13 protein-coding genes and 1 pseudogene are annotated in these 14,507 nt (G+C 70.6%); 11 read left to right on the top strand and 3 right to left on the bottom strand.

What is annotated here, in order from left to right; all coding sequences use genetic code 11:
* The first annotated feature begins 87 nt into the window (after positions 1-87).
* From dctP to V8J39_RS00690, 9 genes are all read left to right on the top strand, one after another.
* On the top strand, positions 88-1,092 hold the full coding sequence (gene dctP, locus V8J39_RS00730; RefSeq protein WP_336458956.1) for a TRAP transporter substrate-binding protein DctP: 1,005 nt from the start codon (positions 88-90) through the stop codon (positions 1,090-1,092).
* Entirely contained in the window at positions 1,076-1,732 is a 657-nt protein-coding gene (locus V8J39_RS00725) for a TRAP transporter small permease (RefSeq protein WP_336458955.1), read from the top strand. Before dctP ends, V8J39_RS00725 begins: the two co-directional genes overlap by 17 nt.
* Positions 1,729-3,000 carry a TRAP transporter large permease gene (locus V8J39_RS00720; protein WP_336458954.1) on the top strand — a complete coding sequence of 424 codons (1,272 nt, stop codon included), beginning with the start codon at positions 1,729-1,731 and terminating at the stop codon, positions 2,998-3,000. Before V8J39_RS00725 ends, V8J39_RS00720 begins: the two co-directional genes overlap by 4 nt.
* Positions 3,001-3,012: 12 nt before the next feature.
* Positions 3,013-4,437 (top strand): MmgE/PrpD family protein, encoded by a 1,425-nt coding sequence (locus V8J39_RS00715; RefSeq protein ID WP_336458953.1) that lies wholly within the window; start codon positions 3,013-3,015, stop codon positions 4,435-4,437.
* Positions 4,438-4,451: 14 nt separating this feature from the next.
* On the top strand, positions 4,452-5,612 hold the full coding sequence (locus V8J39_RS00710) for an acyl-CoA dehydrogenase family protein (RefSeq protein ID WP_336458952.1): 1,161 nt from the start codon (positions 4,452-4,454) through the stop codon (positions 5,610-5,612).
* On the top strand, positions 5,609-6,790 hold the full coding sequence (locus tag V8J39_RS00705) for a CaiB/BaiF CoA transferase family protein (RefSeq protein ID WP_336458951.1): 1,182 nt from the start codon (positions 5,609-5,611) through the stop codon (positions 6,788-6,790). The genes V8J39_RS00710 and V8J39_RS00705 overlap by 4 nt, the downstream gene beginning before the upstream one ends.
* Before the next feature lie 6 nt (positions 6,791-6,796).
* Entirely contained in the window at positions 6,797-7,621 is an 825-nt protein-coding gene (locus V8J39_RS00700) for a GntR family transcriptional regulator (RefSeq protein ID WP_336458950.1), read from the top strand.
* A 266-nt stretch (positions 7,622-7,887) separates the two neighbouring features.
* Positions 7,888-9,093 carry an MFS transporter gene (locus tag V8J39_RS00695; RefSeq protein ID WP_336458949.1) on the top strand — a complete coding sequence of 402 codons (1,206 nt, stop codon included), beginning with the start codon at positions 7,888-7,890 and terminating at the stop codon, positions 9,091-9,093.
* 88 nt (positions 9,094-9,181) lie between these two features.
* Positions 9,182-9,979, top strand: a complete 798-nt coding sequence (locus V8J39_RS00690) for an HpcH/HpaI aldolase/citrate lyase family protein (protein ID WP_336458948.1) — start codon at positions 9,182-9,184, stop codon at positions 9,977-9,979.
* Between the two features lie 835 nt (positions 9,980-10,814).
* Here V8J39_RS00690 and V8J39_RS00685 read toward each other — a convergent pair.
* Positions 10,815-11,705: a LysR family transcriptional regulator gene (locus V8J39_RS00685; RefSeq protein WP_336458947.1), complete on the bottom strand. Its 891-nt coding sequence runs from the start codon at positions 11,703-11,705 to the stop codon at positions 10,815-10,817.
* A 112-nt stretch (positions 11,706-11,817) separates the two neighbouring features.
* Between V8J39_RS00685 and V8J39_RS00680 the strand changes: the two genes are divergently transcribed.
* A complete protein-coding gene (locus V8J39_RS00680; protein ID WP_336458946.1) occupies positions 11,818-12,981 on the top strand; it encodes an MFS transporter in 1,164 nt (387 codons plus the stop codon).
* Between the two features lie 149 nt (positions 12,982-13,130).
* On the opposite strand, the gene V8J39_RS00675 is transcribed toward V8J39_RS00680, so the two are convergent.
* The gene (locus V8J39_RS00675) at positions 13,131-13,271 is read right to left on the bottom strand and encodes a hypothetical protein (protein WP_336458945.1); all 141 of its coding nucleotides are present in this window, start codon (positions 13,269-13,271) and stop codon (positions 13,131-13,133) included.
* A gap of 94 nt (positions 13,272-13,365) precedes the next feature.
* Here V8J39_RS00675 and V8J39_RS00670 point away from each other — a divergent pair, with 94 nt between their 5' ends.
* A complete protein-coding gene (locus tag V8J39_RS00670; protein WP_336458944.1) occupies positions 13,366-14,262 on the top strand; it encodes a LysR family transcriptional regulator in 897 nt (298 codons plus the stop codon).
* Between the two features lie 90 nt (positions 14,263-14,352).
* On the opposite strand, the pseudogene V8J39_RS00665 reads toward V8J39_RS00670, so the two are convergent.
* Positions 14,353-14,499, bottom strand: a pseudogene (locus V8J39_RS00665) (IS5/IS1182 family transposase); the annotation flags it as partial.
* Positions 14,500-14,507 lie beyond the last annotated feature (8 nt).

Genomic DNA, 14,507 nt, shown 5'->3' with positions numbered 1-14,507 from the left:
CGGAGAGGAGACCGCCCCCCGCAACCGACGACAGCCGCGCAACCGTCCCCGGCGCGGCGAGGCAATGGGGACACCAGGGAGGAAACCATGACGAAGTCGTTTCGCGGCGCGGGTCTGACCGTGCTTGCCACCGCCGGCGCGCTTGCCGCGGCCCCCACGCTCGCCGACGAGCTGGTGCTGCCGAGCGAGGTTGCCGCAACCCACTGGAAGACCGACTACCAGAACCAGTTCGCCGAGATGGTCGGCGAGAAGACCGGCGGCGAGATCGACGTCAAGGTCTTCCCCGCCGGCCAGCTCTACAACGAGCAGGACGCGCTGGCGGCGCTTGGCACCGGCGCGGTGCAGATGGTCTGGCCGGTGTCGGTGCGGCTGGAATCGATCGTGCCCGACACCGGGGTCATCAACCTGCCCTTCGCGCTCAGCGACGAGATGATGGCCAACACCTGCTTCTCCGAGGGGCTGACCGCCACGATCTCGGACAGCGTGGCGCCGCGCGGGCTGAAGGTGCTGGGCCTGCTGCGCACCGCCGACCTGTTCTTCATCTTCCGTGACAAGGAGATCACGAAGATGGAGGACCTGAAGGGCACCAAGGTGCGCGTCACCGGCGGCAAGGTCTTCCTCGACACGATGAACCGGCTCGGCGTCTCGCCGGTGTCGATGTCGGCCTCGGAGATGTCGACGGCGATGTCGCAGGGCGCGATCGACGGCGTCTTCTCGTCGCCCGCGGGCTGGGCCGAGATGATCGGCATGACCGGCCAGTACGGCTGGTACGTGCCGGGCTTCTCGCTCTCGACCTATGCGGTCGTCGTCGACGGCATGTGGTTCGAGGGCCTGCCGGCCGAGCAGCAGGAGGCGATCCAGAGCACGATCACCGAGATCGCGGCCAAGGAATGGGTCGAGGCCAAGGCGTCGGACGAGAAGCTGATCAAGAAGATGGAGGAGCAGGGCGCCACCTTCCACATCGCCGACGAGGCCGAAATCGCGCGCTGGAAGGCGCTGGCCGACGAGAGCGCCGCGTCGTTCAACGACGAGCACCAGGAGATCGTCGCCAAGGTCCACGAGCTGGAGACGAGCTGTGACATCGGCGGCTGATCCGGTCCGCAGCCGCGCGGCGGGCACCCCCCCGCCGCGCGCCGAGGCCCGCCCCGCCGAACGCCGGCGCGGCAGCCTGTGGACGCGGTTCGAATTCCGGTGGCTGCTGGGCCTGTCGACGCTGCTCGCGGTCGCGGCGACGCTGATCATGCTGGTCGAGGCCTTCAGCCGCGGCTTCCTGGACCACAGCTATTTCTGGGCCGAGGAGAGCGTGCGCTACCTGATGATCTGGGCGTTCTTCCTGACGCTGGGCGCGGCCGGCCGCGGCGGGTTCCACATCCGCACCGAGATGCTGGTCGACATGCTGCCCCAGCATCTGCGCCGGGTCTGCCACCTGCTGGCCAGCCTTGCCGGCATCGCCTTCGCGGTGATCCTGTTCGCGGCCTCGATCCCGCAGATCACCCGCTACTACACCATGGGGATGATGACGGAATCGACGCTGGACCTGCCGATGTGGGCGCTGTTCCTGGCGATGCCGATCGGCTCCACGCTTCTCGGGATCTACTACCTCGGCTGCCTGATGCGCGCCTGGCACGGCGAGGAGCCGTTCGGCGCCCAGCCCGGTGCCGGCGGGCTTGACCCGCTGCCGTTCGACCCCGAGCACGCGCGCCACCTCGCCCCCGGAGAGGAGATGAAATGAGCGTCGTCCTAGCACTTCCCATTGCGCTCGCCTTCCTCGCCATCGGCAGCCATGTCGCGATCGCGCTCGGCCTGGTGACGGCGGTGCTGCTGCTGGTCGCGGGCGGGGTGCCGACCACGGTCATCGCCCAGACCGCGTTCAAGTCGGTCAACAGCTACGCGCTGATGGCGGTGCCGATGTTCGTGCTCGCCGGCAACCTGATGATGAAGGGCCGCATCGCCGAGCTGATGATCGACCTTGTCGGATCGCTCGTGCGGTCGATCCGCGGCGGGCTGGCGCAGACGGTGCTGATCACCTCGGTGTTCTTCGCCGCCGTCTCGGGCTCGTCCGTGGGCTCCGCCGCCGCGATCGGCGCCTCGACCGTCGAGGGGCTGCGGCGCGAGAGATATCCCGCCCGCTTCGCCGCGGCGCTGGTCGCGGTCGGCGGCACGCTGGGGCTGATGATCCCGCCGTCGCTGGGCTTCATCCTGATCGGCTCGATCGTCGGCGTGCCGATCGACAAGCTGTTCCTCGCCGGGATCGTGCCCGGGATCATGGAGGCCTGCCTGCTGATGATCGGCGTCGCGATCATGTCGCGCCGCAACGGCTATGGCGAGAAGATCCCCCGCCCCGACTGGAAGGGCTTCGGGCGCAACCTGCCGCGGGCGATCCCGGCGCTGCTGATGCCGGTGCTGGTCATGGGCTCGATCTACTCGGGGTTCCTGACCCCGACCGAGACCTCGGCCTTCGCCGCCGCCTATGCCGCGCTGCTGTGCCTGCTGGTCTACCGCAGCGTCACCGCCGGCGAGATGTGGGAGACCGCGAAGGAAAGCGTGCTGCAGACCACGATGATCTTCGCCGTGGTCATGGGCGGCAGCCTGATCGGCTTCGTCCTGGCGCGGATGGGCGTGTCGCAGTCGCTGATCGGCGCGCTGCAGGCCGCCGACATGAGCCCGTGGATGTTCCTGCTGATCGTCAACGTGCTGCTGCTGATCCTGGGGATGTTCCTCGACGGGATCGCGCTGATCGTGCTGACGGCGCCGCTGCTGTTCCCCGCCGCCACCGCGCTTGGCATCGACCCGATCCACTTCGCGGTGATCATGGTCGCCAATGTCGAGATCGCGACGCTGACGCCGCCGATCGGGCTGAACCTCTTCGTGATGTCGGGCATCGCCCGGATCCCGGTGCACGAGGTCGCGCGCGGCGTGCTGCCCTTCTACCTCGTCCGGATGACCGGGCTTGCCCTTATCACCTATGTCCCGGCGATTTCGCTGGCACTGGTCCGCTAGGGAGGAGACCAGATGAACGAACTGACCCAGATTCCCGCCCCCGAGACGCTCGCCGCCACCGGCACCATCGCCGAACGGCTTGCCGCCTTCATCGAGACCCTGCCCGGCCGCGAGATCCCCGCGGCGACGCGCGAGCGGGCGCGCTACCTGATCCTCGACGCCGTCGGCATCGCCCTCGCCTCGACGCAGTACGACTTCTCGCACCGCACCCATGCCGCGCTGGCCTCGTTCGGCGAGGGCAGCCACGACGTGATCGGCTATGGCACCCGCCTGCCGCTGCGCGACGCGGTGATGATGAACGGCTTCCTGGTCCACGGGCTGGACTATGACGACACCCACACCCGCGGCGTGATCCACGCCACCGCCAGCTGCCTGCCCACCGCGATGGGACAGGCCGCCGAGGGCGACCGCTCGGGCCGCGACCTGCTCACCGCCTATATCGGCGGGATGGAGGTCGCGACGCGGCTCGGCTCGGTCGCCAAGGGCGGCTTTCACCAGACCGGCTTCCACCCGACCGGGCTGATCGGCGCGTTTTCGGCGGCGCTGATCGCGGGCCAGCTGCGCGGCCTGACCGCGAAGCAGCTTGCCCATGCGCAGGGCATCGCGCTGTCGATGGCCTCGGGCAGCCTCGAATTCCTGCAGGACGGCGCCTGGACCAAGCGGATGCATCCCGGCTGGGCCGGGGTGGCGGGCATCACCGCCGCCGCGCTGGCGCGCGCGGGCTTCATCGGCCCGAAGGAGACCTACGAGGGCCGCTTCGGCCTTTACGCAAGCCACCTCGGCCCGCTCGCCGAGGCCTGCGACCTGTCGCTGGCCACCGAAGCGCTGGGCGAGGCCTGGGAGGTGACCGCGGTCGCGGTCAAGCCGCTGCCGGCCTGCCACTTCACCCATGCCTGCGCCGATTCCGCCGTGGCCCTGCGCGAGGCCCATGCCATCCGCCCCGAGCAGATCGAGAGCGTGCGCGCCCTGATCCCGGCCGAGGTGGTCAAGACCGTCTGCGAGCCGGTGCGCCACAAGCAGAAGCCGCAAAACAGCTATGACGCGCAGTTCTCGATCCCCTACGCCGTCGCCTCGGGCCTCGTGAAGGGCCGCTTCGGCCTGGCCGAGCTGGAGCCCGAGGCGCTGAACGACCCCGAGGTGCTGGGGATCGCGCGCAAGGTCGCCTACGAGGTCGACCCGAATTCGGCCTTCCCCAAGTACTACTCGGGCGAGGTGATCGTGCGGCTGAAGGACGGCCGCGAGATTGCGCACCGCGAGCATGTGAACCGCGGCGCCTCGGACCGGCCGCTGAGCGCGGCCGAGATCACCACCAAATTCCGCGAGAACGCGGCGATGGCGCTGGCCCCCTCGGGCGTGGCGCGGGTCGAGGAGGCCGTGCTGGGCCTCGACGACGGGATCTCGGCGCGCGGGCTTGCGGCCGTGCTGGCCGGCCGCTGAACAGGGAGAGAGAGATGAAAGACCAACAGGACGCCTTCGAGCAGGAAGACATGATGCTCGACATGATCGACCGGTTTCTGAAGACCGAGGTCGAACCCCATGTCCGCAAACTGGAAAACGACGATACCTACCCCGAGGAAATCGTCGAGAAGATGAAGGAGATGGGCCTTTTCGGCTGCATCATCGCCGAGGAGTACGGCGGGCTCGGCCTGTCGACGGCGACCTATGCGCGGATCATCGAGCGGATCTCGAAGACCTGGATGTCGCTGTCGGGGATCATCAACTCGCACCTGATCATGGCCTCGGCGGTGCAGCGCGCGGGCACGCAGGGACAGAAGGCCGAGTTCCTGCCCCGCTTCGCCACCGGCGAGCTGCGCGGCGGGATCGGCCTGACCGAGCCCGACGCCGGCACCGACCTGCAGGCGATCCGCACCGCGGCCAAGCGGGTGGGTGACGACTACGTGGTCAACGGCGCGAAGACCTGGATCACCAACTCGATGTACGGCAACTGCATCGCGCTCTTGGTCAAGACCGACCCCGAGGCGCAGCCGCGCCACAAGGGCATGAGCCTGCTGATCGCCGAGAAGGGCCCGGGCTTCGAGGTCGTGCGCAAGCTGCAGAAGCTTGGCTATCGCGGCATCGACACCTGCGAGCTTTTGTTCACCGACTACAAGGTGCCCGTGGACCGGCTGATCGGCGGCCAGGAGGGCCAGGGGCTGAAGCAGATCCTCTCCGGGCTCGAGCTGGGCCGGATCAACGTCGCCGCCCGCGGCGTCGGGGTCGCCCGCGCGGCGATGGAGGAAAGCGTCACCTACGCGCAGATCCGCAAGACCTTCGGCAAGCCGATCTGCGAGCATCAGGCGATCCAGCTGATGCTGGGCGAGATGGCGACCCGGGTCGAGGCCGCGCGGCTTCTGGTCGACAGCGCCGCGCGCGCCTTCGACCGCGGCGAGCGCTGCGACATGGAGGCGGGCATGGCCAAGTACTTCGCGACCGAGGCCGCGCTGAAGAACGCGACGGATGCGCTGCGCATCCACGGCGGCTATGGCTATTCCAAGGAGTACAACGTCGAGCGGCTGTTCCGCGACGCGCCGCTGCTGACCATCGGCGAGGGCACCAACGAGATGCAGCGCATCATCATCGCCCGCCAGCTTGTCGAAAGGAACCCGGCATGAGCCTGCCCCTGGAAGGTGTCCGCATCGTCGCGGTCGAGCAGTACGGCGCCGGCCCGTTCGGCACCCAGCACCTTGCCGACCTGGGCGCCGAGGTGATCAAGGTCGAGAACCCGGCCGAGGGCGGCGAGGTCGGCCGCCACGTCGGGCCCTATTACTTCGAACCCGGCGACAGCCATTTCTACCAGTCGTTCAACCGCAACAAGAAGAGCGTGACGATCGACCTGAAAAGCGACGCGGGCCGCGCGCAGTTCGAGGCGCTGGTCGCGACCGCCGACGCGGTCTTCGACAACCTGCGCGGCGACCTGCCCGAGCGGCTGGGCATCGACTACGCGAGCCTGCGCCACGTCAACCCGGCGATCGTGTGCTGCCACCTGTCGGCCTATGGCCGCACCGGGCCGCGCAAGGCCTGGCCGGGCTATGACTACCTGATGCAGGCCGAGGCGGGCTATTGCGCCGTCACCGGCGAGCCGGGCGGGCCGCCGGCGCGGTTCGGGATCTCGATCATCGACATGATGACCGGCACCACCGCGGCGATGGCGCTGCTGGCCGCGCTGGTCTCGGCCCGCGCGACCGGGCGGGGCCGCGACATCGACACCAGCCTGTTCGACGTGGCGCTGCACAACGTGAACTACCTTGGCACCTGGTACATGAACGACGGCATCACCACCGAGCGGGCGCCGCGCGGCGCCCACCCCTCGCTGACGCCCAGCCAGATGTACAAGACCGCCGACGGCTGGATCTTCATCATGTGCAACAAGGAGAAGTTCTGGCCGATCCTCGCGCGTGCCATCGACCGGCCGGACTGGGCGAGCGATGCCCGCTTCGCCGATTTCAAGGCGCGGCTGGCCAACCGCGACGAGCTGACCGAGGAGATGGACCGCGCGCTGTCCTCGGCCACGACGGCCGAGTGGATGGAGCGGTTCGCAGGCCAGGTGCCGGCGGCGCCGGTCTATGATGTCGCGCAGGCGCTCGACAGCGCGTATGTGGCGCAGCAGGGCATGATCGCCGAGGTGCCGCACCCGGTCCGCGGCACGATCCGCACGCTGGCCTGCCCGGTCCGCGTGCCGGGGGAAGAGCTGCCCAAACGCCCTGCGCCGCGGCTTGGCGCCGACAACGATGCCATCCTCGGGGCGCTGGACAGCCGCCGGCCCCCGGAACTCCTGCGCAAGGTGCCCTGACGCCCCATGACCCAGTCCGCCACCCCCGCACAGCCCGGCGCCCAGTCCGGCGTTCAGTCCGGCACCCTGCCCGCCACCGCAGGCCAGCCGCGCTACATGGTGCTGGCCCAGCACCTGATCGACGAGATCGCCGCCGGCACCTACCCGGTGGGCAGCCTGCTGCCGACCGAGTTCGAGCTGTGCGCCCGGTTCGCCGTCAGCCGCCACACGGTGCGCGAGGCGATCCGGCGGCTGGCCGACCTGGGCATGGTCACCCGGCAGCCGGGGGTGGGGACACGGGTGCAGGCGCCCAAGGCGACGTCGCGCTATGTCCATGCCAGCGAAGGGATCGGCGACCTGTTCCGCTACGTGCAGGACGTCAACCTCGTGATCCGCGACGCGCGCGAGGTCATCGCCGACGAGGCGCTGGCCGAGCTGCTGGGCTGTCGCCCCGGCCAGGCCTGGCTGCGGGTGCTGGGCGAGCGCCACGTCGCCGGCGAGGACCGCCCGATCGCGCTGGCCGAGGTCTATATCGCCTGGCCCTACCGACAGGTGATCGCGGGGGTGACCGAGCCGAAGACGCCGATCTACGCGATGATCGAGGCCGCCCATGGCATCGTGGCAAGCGAGGTGCACCAGCAGGTCAGCGCGGTGCTGCTCGACGACCGCGCGGCCGAGGCCTTCGGCACCGAGCCCGGCGCGGCGGGGCTGCGGGTCGAGCGGCGCTATCTGACAATGACCGGCGAGCTGTTCGAACTGGCGGTGAACCTTCATCCCGGCAACCGGTTCAGCCACTCGATGGTGCTGCACCGCGAGACGCAAACCGTGCCGACGCTGGTGCCGAAGCCGTGACCCGGAGGGCCTGACCCGAAGGGCCTCATGCGCGGGGCCGCTTTTGCGGGATCTGGCCCGCAGCGCCCGGTGCCGGTGCCGGTGCTGCTGTCCAGCGATCGGCCAGCCCTGCTCCTCCGGTCCCGGGCCGCCTGTCGCGGGCCGGGCCCGCGCCACCCGCACGCCCCGCGCCCGGCGACCCCGCCGGCCGGGGGCCCCGAAGCCCCGCCCCTGCCCGCCCCCGTCCCGGGGCGACGGACCCGGGCGGCGAACCCGAAGGCCGCGCCATGCGACAGTCCTCTGCCCTTCCGCTCGTCATCACCATCGCCGTGCAGGCGCTGGTGTCGCTCGCCTCGCTCGCCGCGCCGGTGATGGCGCCCGAGGCCGCCCGCACCACAGGCCTTGCCGCCGGGTCGGTCGGCATCTTCGTCGGCGTGGTCTATGGCGCGGCCTGCCTGTCGAGCCTGTGCTCGGGCGATCTGGTGAACCGCTACGGCCCGATCCGGATGAGCCAGGTGTCGCTGCTGCTGTGCGCCGCGGGGCTGGCCGCGGCCGCGACCGGGGCGCCGGCGATGATCCTTGTCGCGGCGGCGCTGATCGGGCTGGGCTATGGGCCGGTGACGCCGGCAAGCTCGCACATCCTGGTGCGCACCACGCCGCCGCACCGGATGGCGATCACCTTCTCGCTGAAGCAGACCGGGGTGCCGCTCGGGGGGATGCTGGCGGGGCTGATGGTGCCCGCGCTGATCCATGCCGGCGGCTGGCAGCGGGCGGCGCTGGTGCTGGCGGCGCTGTGCCTTGGCATGGCCGCCGTGTCGCAGGCGATCCGGCCGCTGTTCGACGACACCCGTGACGCGGCCCGGGCGCTGGACCCGCGCCGGGCGCTGCGGCCGCTGGGACAGCTGCTGCGGATGCCGGCGATGCGCGACATCGGGCTGTGCTCGTTCTTCTTCGGGGCGATGCAGCTGTGCCTGACCACCTTCCTCGTGCTGTATCTCACCCGGGTGCAGCAGCTCGGCCTTGCCGCCGCGGGCTCGATCCTCGCGATGGCGCAGGTGGCGGGGGTGGCCGGGCGGCTGCTGTGGGGCTGGATGGCCGACCGCTTCGTCGCGCCGCGGCTGCTTCTGGGCTGCCTCGGGCTTGCGATGGGCGGGGCCGGCATCACCTTCGCGCTGGCCGCGCCCGGCTGGCCGCCCGCCGCCATCGCCGGCGTCGCGATGGTCTTCGGCGCCTCGGCCATCGGCTGGAACGGCGTGTTCCTGGCCGAGGTCGCGCGCCTGGCCCCCGCGGGCCAGGTCGGCACCCTGACCGGCGCGAGCCTGTTCCTGACATATTCCGGCGTGGTCGTCGGCCCGCCCGCCTTCGGCGCCGTGGTGCGCCACACCGGCAGCTACGGCACCGCCTTCCTGGCGACCGGGCTCGTGCTGGCGGCAATCGGCGCCTTCCTGATCGCCACCCGCCCCCGCGGCGGCCACCGCGCCCAGCCGGCGTGATCCCCGGCGCACCGCGGCCGGGCCCGCGCCGGGTCGCCGGCCGCCGGTCCCGTCCCCAACCCGAACCGGCCCGAGGAGGGGCCCCGTCATGACAAGCCGCAGCTATCTGTTCGTCCCGGGCGACCGCCCCGAACGCTTCGACAAGGCCGTCGCCGCCGGCCCCGATGTCACCGTCCTTGACCTCGAGGACGCGGTCCTGCCCGAGGCCAAGGACCGTGCCCGCGCCGCGATCGGCGCCTGGCTGCAGGCCGGCGGCCGCGCCGCGGTGCGCGTCAACGGCAGCGGCACCCAGTGGCACGCCGAGGATGTCGCGCTGCTGGCAAGCCCCGGCGTCACCCATGCGCTGGTGCCCAAGGCCGAGGACCCGGCCGATCTTGCGCGGATCGCGGCGGCGCTGCCCGACGGCATGCCGATCGTGCCGGTGATCGAGAGCGCGCTCGGGCTGTGGAACGCGCGCGGGATCGCCGAAAGCGCGGGCGTGGTGCAGCTGGCCTTCGGCTCGGTCGACTTCCAGCTCGACACCGGGATCGAGGCCGAGGGCGAGGCGCTGCTGTATGCCCGGTCGCGGCTGGTGCTGGCCTCGGCCGTGGCGCGGATCGCGGCGCCGGTCGACGGGGTGACGGTCGCGCTCGACGATCCGGCGCAGCTGGCGGCCGACGTGGCGCGGGCGCGCGACCTGGGGTTCGGCGGCAAGCTGTGCATCCATCCGCGCCAGGTCGCGGCGGTGCATGAAGGCTTCGCGCCAAGCCCCGAGGAGATCCGCCGCGCCGAGCAGATCGTGCAGGCCGCCGGCGCCAGTGCGGCCGGCGCGATCCGGCTGGACGGCAAGCTGATCGACCGCCCCGTGGTCGAACGCGCGCAGCGCACCCTCGCCCGCGCCGGCTGAGGCGGGCCGTCCGGCCACACGACATCGCCCGCGGGCGTCTGGCACGTCCCGACGCCCGCCCCCCGTCGCCCCGCCCCTGTCGCCCTGACGGTGCCGGCGACAGACCGCGAGGCCGCCATCCGGCGCGGGTTCGCACCGATCGGCAGGCAGCCTGAGCACGCGCGCGCCCGCCGGCGGCCCCGTAATGCGGCCCCGTCATGCTGCCCGCGCCACCGATGCGACGGCACAAATCCGCCCCGCCAAAGCCACATTACTAGATATAGTAGTATGCAACCCAGATCATGTGCAGGGGTCCAGGACCGGCACAACCGCCGCGCGGGCATCAGGCGCGGTCGGACGGCACCCCTCGGGCCGCCGAAACGCCTTTATTACAAGGCCGGAATGCCCGCAGCCCCGCGACAAGTTCGAGTCATTTGAAGACCTTGCGCGAGAGCGGCACCGACCGGCAGCGCCATCGCGGCGATCGCGGCCCCCTCGCCCCCAGGTCCGCCCCCTGGCCGTCCGGTCGAGATGCACGAGAGAATGGCGACTCCGCACCGCGACCTTGCGTCGTTTCGGTGTGCGGACGTCACCAAATCTCGAAGCCACTGTCTTCAATTGGGAGCAAATTCGAGCAAGCTCCCGGAGAGCCGAAAAATTTGCGCAAACATTCGCCTACGCCCCAGTTCCAGTCGAATGGCAGATCGAACGCCGGTCGATTGGCGCAAAATCGCCCATTCGACGCGTTCTTGCTCGTCATGATCGGCACGGCAGCGCTGGGCGCGCTCCTCTCGCTGCGCACGCGCGCCCTGCCGGTCTGAACAGGGCGTGACGCGCTGGCCCGCGCCCGCGGGCCTCAGAGCCGGGATGCCAGATGCTCGACAAGGGCACGGGTCCGGCCGGGCAAGCCCGGCCCACCTACAAAGAGCGCATGGACGGCATGGCGCTCGTCGACCGGATAATCGGCAAGGACCTCGCAGAGCCGGCCCGCGCGCAGATCGTCCTCGACCGCGAAACGGGCCACGCGCGCGATCCCGAGCCCCGCGACGGCCAGCATTCCCAGGGCCTCGCCGCTGTTGGCCTGGAACCGCCCGTCGACACGCACCTCGACCCGCTCGTCCCCGACACGGAAAGGCCAGCGCGCGCGGTTGCCATCGAAGTTGAACCGCAGGCATTCGTGATGCTTCAGCTCCTCGGGCGTTCGCGGACTGCCGCGCGCCGCAAGGTAGGCCGGCGCGGCGACGACCGCCATCGGCTCTTCGCCCAGTTTGCGCGCGACCAGACGGCTGTCCCCGAGCGTGCCGAAGCGGATCGCCACATCGGTCTCGCCGCGCGCCGGATCCTCGAGCCGGTCGGTCAGCGTCAGATCGATGCGCACCGCCGGGTAGAGCCGGGCGAACTCGTCCAGCAGCGGCACGATGCGCAGCCGCCCGTGCGAGACCGCGGCCGAGACGCGCAGGAGGCCCGAGGGCCGGTCGCCCGCGGCAAGCTCCTCCTCGGCCCCGTCAAGCTCGGCCAGGATCCGGCGCGCGACCTGCGCATAGCGCCGCCCCTCCTCGGTCGGGACCAGCGCGCGGGTCGAGCGGGTGATGAGCCGGAGGCCGAGCCGCGCCTCGGTCCGGTCGAGCGTCCGGCTGATGCCCGAGGGCGTCATGCCGAGCCGCCGCGCGGCCGCCGAGAAACTGCCCTCGTCGAGAACGGTGAGGAAGACCTCCATCATCCGCAGCCGGTCCGTGCCCTGCGCCAAATCTTTGCCCCTGACTCAAGAATGGTTTTCCCCGACCGGGCCTAATCGCCGCCCGCGTCAAAGTCCATGATCACATGGCCTCACATCCAACGACCCTGCAGGACGACCTTCCATGACGATCAATCCGGCGCTGGCCGCGCTGTCCCTCGGATCCTTTGCCATCGGCCTGACGGAGTTCACGCCGATGGGCCTCTTGCCATCGATCGCCCAAGGCCTTGGCGTGAGCATTCCCGCGGCCGGTCTCGTGGTGACGGCCTATGCCTTCGGCGTGACGGTCTTCGCGCCGCTCGTGACGCTGGCCGCCGGCCGGATCGCCCGCAACCACCTGCTGATCGCGCTGGCCGTGGTGCTTGCCGCCGGCAACCTGATCGCCGCCGCCGCACCGGGCTACCACGCCCTGCTGGTGGCCCGCGGCATCACCGCGCTTTGCCAGGGAACCTTCTTCGGCGTCGGCTCGCTGGTCGCCGCGAGCCTCGTCGCGCCGGGGCGCCAAGCGGGCGCGGTCGCCGCGGTCTTCATGGGGCTGACCGTCGCCAACGTGGCGGGCGTGCCGGCGATGACCTGGCTTGGAGAGATCGCCGGCTGGCGCGTGCCCTTCGTCGTGATCGCGGGGCTGGGTCTGCTGACCGCGCTCGCACTCTCGCGCGCCCTGCCCCGCCTGCCCGCCCCCGCCGGGGCCAACGCGCTGGCCGAGATCCGGGTGATGCTGCGCGGCCCGGTGCTCTTCGCGCTCGGCATGACGGTGCTGACCTCGACCGGGCAGTTCACCGTCTTCACCTACATCGCCCCGATGCTGCAGCAGGTGACCGGGTCCTCGGCGGAGACCATCACGCTTGCGCTCGTCATCGTCGGCCTCGGGATGACGCTCGGCAACGCGCTCGGCGGACGGGCCGCGGACCGCTCGCTGAGCGCGACGCTGATCGTGACGCTCGCAGCCCTGATCGTCCTTCTGATCGGGTTGAGCCTCGTGCTGGCGCGGCTGGTTCCGACGCTCGGGCTGCTGTTCGTCTGGGGCGGGCTCTGCTTCGCGCTGGTGCCGACCATGCAGATGCGGGTGATGCGTTTCGCCGCGGATGCGCCGACGCTGGCCTCGTCGGTCAACATCGGGGCGTTCAACCTGGGCAACGGCCTTGGCGCCGTCGTCGGCGGCGCGGTGATCCGCGAGGGCTTCGGCTATGCCGACATTGCGCTCGCCAGTGCCGCGGTCTTCGCGGTTCCGCTGATCCTCGCCGTGGCGCAGCTGGTCCTGCGGCCGGGCCGGATGGTTCAGGCCTGAGCCATCTTTCCAGCGACGGCCGCCCTTCGACCGAGTTGCCTGCGCGGAAAGACGGGACGGCCCGGCCCCCGATCGGGATGGCCGGGCCGCCCTGTCATGTCGACGGCAGGTGCACCCGGACGAACACCCATCCCCGGCGCCGCTTCCGATCAGATCGTCGATTTCGCATCATCCCGCGGAGGCAAGAGCGAGCGGTCGACGGCGGCCAGCAGCGCCCGGGTGCGATGGGCGATCTCCCGGCCGGCCTTGCCGGAGGCCTTCATCGACGGAATGCGATTGCCGATCCGCACGAGGTCATCCCTCGGCGCGAACGTGGTGGGCTCCGCCCGCAGATGCAGCTTTGCCGATTGACCGCCTCGCCACCGGCCATGCTAAAATGTTATGATGATCACACACCGGCAGATCGAGGCCTTTCGCGAGGTCATGCGCAACGGCAGCGTCACGGCCGCGGCCGAATATCTCGGGCTGTCGCAGCCTGCCGTCAGCCGATTGATCCGCGATCTGGAGGCCAGCATCGCCTTCCCGCTGTTCACCCGCCACGGCTCGCGCGTGGTGCCGACCCCGGCTGCCGAGGAATACTGGGAAGTGGTCGAGCGCAGTTTCATCGGGCTCGACGTGCTCGACCAGACGGCGCAGCGGATCCGGGCGGGGGGCCACTCGGGGCTGTCGATCGCCACCGCGCCGGTCTTCGCCTCGACCCTGCTGGCCGACGCGATCGCGGGGCTGGCGCGCAGGGGCCAGCTTCAGGACATGGGCGCGGTGCACATCACCACCCTGCCCGTGGTGCGTCAGGTGGCGCGGCGGCAGGCGCAGCTCGGGCTCAACATGGCAAGCCACCATCAGCACGAGGTCGACCTGGTGGTCACTCACGCGGTCGGGTTCCACCTGATCGCGACACCGGACCATCCGCTGGCGGCCCGCGACGAGGTGATCCCCGAAGACCTGGCCGGCCAACCCTATGTCGGCTTCGACGAAGGCACCGTCACCGGGCAGATTCAGGGGCGATGGTTCGCGACCCTCGGCACCGGGCCGGTCTTCCTGCTGCGGTCCTACCTGTCGACTGTCATCAGCGCCTTCGTTCTGCGCGGCTTCGGCGTCTCGGTCGTCGATCCCTGGACCGCCGCCCAGCACCGCCTGGCCGGCGGCATCTCGCGACCGATGCGCGTGCGCGAGGAAATGCACATCGCGCTGATCAAGCCGCTCGGGGCGCGCCTCTCCCCCGTGGCCGAGCATTTCGTCGAAGAGATCGGCCGGCAGGTCCGCAGCGTTACCGAGACCTGACGGGCGTCTGGATCGCCCTGCCGCGTCCTGCCCGCGAACCCGATCAGAGCGACCGGCCAGAAGGTCAGGCAATGAGGAGGGTCAGGAAACGATCCGGGGGATCATTTCCCCGACGAATGAGCTATCGCCCTGCCGTCTGGAGGTGAATTCGACGGCGCGGACATCGCCGGTCTGCGCGTCCATGCCAATATGTACGTTGCGCCATTGCGTGCGGCCAGACGCACCATGCTTGCGTGCCTGCTGAC

Source organism: Frigidibacter sp. MR17.24 (genome assembly GCF_037095655.1).
GTDB lineage: Bacteria > Pseudomonadota > Alphaproteobacteria > Rhodobacterales > Rhodobacteraceae > Frigidibacter.
Note: the sequence above shows the minus strand (reverse complement) of the source record. Positions and strands in the feature narration are given on the sequence as shown.